3 protein-coding genes are annotated in these 2,614 nt (G+C 69.5%); all 3 read right to left on the bottom strand.

The genetic code is table 11. The annotated features are described in order from the left end of the window. Positions 1-128: 128 nt before the first annotated feature. Positions 129-842, bottom strand: a complete 714-nt coding sequence (locus VKH46_10790) for a YIP1 family protein (protein HKB71320.1) — start codon at positions 840-842, stop codon at positions 129-131. Positions 843-912: 70 nt separating this feature from the next. Continuing rightward, positions 913-2,040 (bottom strand): DUF4388 domain-containing protein, encoded by a 1,128-nt coding sequence (locus VKH46_10785; GenBank protein ID HKB71319.1) that lies wholly within the window; start codon positions 2,038-2,040, stop codon positions 913-915. 200 nt (positions 2,041-2,240) lie between these two features. Then, the coding region (locus tag VKH46_10780) for a hypothetical protein (GenBank protein HKB71318.1) at positions 2,241-2,614 on the bottom strand (374 nt) is incomplete at its 5' end.

Below are 2,614 nucleotides of genomic sequence, written 5' to 3'. Positions count from 1 at the left end.
AGCGCGGCGAGGCGCGAGCCCGGCGGGATGCGGGTTGCCGGCCGGCCGCTAAGGCGTACCGAAGAGCGTACGTCGTGCGGACGGCCGGCAGCACGCGCCCGCCCGGCTCGATGCATCGCCGCGCCCGCCTACAGAGAGTAGGAGGAGCCGCGGTGGGTCGCCATCAGCAGCCCGAACACCACCACCGCGCACAGCACGACCACTCCGAAGACCAGCACGATCGGAACGAGCACCGCGGCGAGCGCGCGGCCGGGTGTGGCCCGGTGGAGCCTCGTGATTCCCTTCACCGCGAGCACGATCCACCAGACGAACGCCACGAGGCCGCCGAAGATCGGAATCACCTGCGCGAGACTCGACACGGAGGAATAAGCGACGACTCGGAAAGTCCCCTCGAATCCCGAGGCCGAGGACCTCGCCGCCCCGACGATCAGCACGAAGAGATGCAAAATCGCCGCGCCGATGAAGAGCCCGCAGAGGATCGCGAAGGCGGCCGCGAAGGGCCAGGCGACGATCGCGCAGCCGGACGGCCGGCGTCCCATCGCCCACCAGGGAACGCCTCCCCATCGCCGGAACGCGGCCGGCGGGAACATCCGGATCCAGGGAGAGACGAAGACCCAGCGATAGACGAACGAGACCGCCGCGCCCAGGAAGGAGACGATCAGGCCGAAGAGGAGCGGCGACTCGAATCCGCCGCGCTCCGGGGTGATCCGCCAGGCCTCGTCCGGCCGCGTGACGAAGAGCTTGATCGTCTCGACGAAGGCGTGAAAGGGGTCCAGGTCGCGGCGCCGCTCCCAGGGCAGGATGCCGGCCGCAGCCGCGGGGTCGGGCGGAAGAGAGGACATGGGAACCTCCTTCGGCGTTTCCGCGATTATGCCATCGTCGGCGCGGCGAAGCTCAACCTCGCTTCGGCGGCTAACCGGGCGGCTGCGGCAGGAAGGCGATCACTCCGGCGTCGAGCAGGCGCTTGAGCGCCCGCAGCGCGTCCATCTCGGCGAGCGCCGAGACGCGGATCACCTCGGCCGCCGAGAGGCTCCCGTCGATCCGGGAGACGAGGAACCCGTCGACGGGCATGAGATTCAGCCGTTCGAGCGCTTCGGGATCGAGGGCCACCACCGGCACGTCTTCCGGGCGGAACGCCGTCTCGGCGAGGCTCTGCTTGTAGCGAACGCGGGCGCGCGGCAGGGCCTCCGCCAGACCGGGGATCTCCCAGTGCAGCGCTTCGAGCCCCTCGAGGATCTGCACCGCCGCGCCCCAGTGGCCGCCCTTCTCGGCGTCGGTCGCCTCCGCGAGCCGAGCCTCGAGGCGCTGCCGTCGCGGGATGGCCGCGCTCACGTCGCTCGCCCGCGCGAGGTTGGTCCGGACGAGATCGGCGACCGCCTCGATCACCGAGTACTGGGAGAACGGGAGCTCGCGGCAGAGACGGCCGATCGTGCGCTCCCCGTCGAGGAGCGGCAGCACGACCCGCGCGACCCGCGGATTCTCGTACTCCCCCGAGGCCGAAAACGTCGTGCCGGTCCCTTCGAAGATCGACTCGGGGGAATAGCGGATCCGGAGCGCGTTCCACGCATCCGCCCGCCGGGCGCCCTCGATGACGACGGCGACGGGGTCGATCGACAGCTCGACCATCTTCCTCGGAGGCAAAGGCTTCGGGTCGTACTCGAACGTCCCGTCCTCCCACAGGAAGGCCTCGCAGACGTTGTCCATCGTCTTCTCGGTCAGCGTGGTGACGGCGTCGTCGCGGGTGAGCTTCTCGACCATCACGAGGATCTGCCCCATCATGATCCCGGTTTCGCGCTGGATCTGAAGCGAGCGGTTGACGTCCTCCTCGGCGCAGTAGCCGAGCCGCACGAGATAGCTGCCGTAGTAGTCGCGCGGGAGGTTCGAGGCGCACGCGGTGATCCTTCCCGCGTCGAGGCAGATCCGGCGCTCGATGCCCTCGCGGGGATGGCGGACGGTAATGACGCCGTCGCGGCGGCCGGCGCGAGCCCACCGCATGAGCTCCACCATCGACATGCTTTCGAACGTGCCGGAGAGCGACAATGAATCCTCCGAGAAGGCGAGCCGATTGTACGCTCGCCAAAGGCGGCGGCCAACGACCTGCTAGGAGTTTGCGCCGGCAAACTCCTAGGGTTTACCGCTTTCACACTCACGAAGAGGCCGACGAGTGGATGAGCCGCGAGATCGTGAATACTCTCGTGCGCCCGAAGTCGAAGACGTAACCGGCGCGGTCGATGTCGAGTCTATCGACGCCGAGCGGCGGCCGAGCCCTTGACCCACGCGGCGCAGGCCGCGGCCGTCTTGCCGACTTCGGACCGGAGCCCGCGGTCGCGTTTCATCTCTCCCTCGAGCCACTCGACGTCGCGCCAGAGGGTCGAGGGATCGCGGTCGACCTCACGGGCGACGGCGGCGATGGGCACGCCCGCGATCTCTCGCCCGAGATAGCCGGCGAGCGCGCGGACACGGGAGAGAGACCGGAGTCGCGACGGGCCCTTCACTTCGGAAAGCGCGACCTTCATCCCCCGGGCGACCCATTCGACCAGAGCACGGGCGTGGGCACGGCGGGAGGACATGGCGGCAGGCTCCGCCGCCTCCCGCGCCGGACGCTTCTGCTTGG

This window comes from Thermoanaerobaculia bacterium (assembly GCA_035260525.1).
Classification (GTDB): domain Bacteria; phylum Acidobacteriota; class Thermoanaerobaculia; order UBA5066; family DATFVB01; genus DATFVB01.
The sequence above is the reverse complement of the archived record's forward strand: the minus strand, read 5'-3'. Positions and strand labels throughout refer to the sequence as shown.

Bases quoted from the DNA above. Each gene is read 5' to 3' on its own strand.
- VKH46_10790 (HKB71320.1), bottom strand. From the start codon at position 842: ATGTCCTCTCTTCCGCCCGACCCCGCGGCTGCGGCCGGCATCCTGCCC.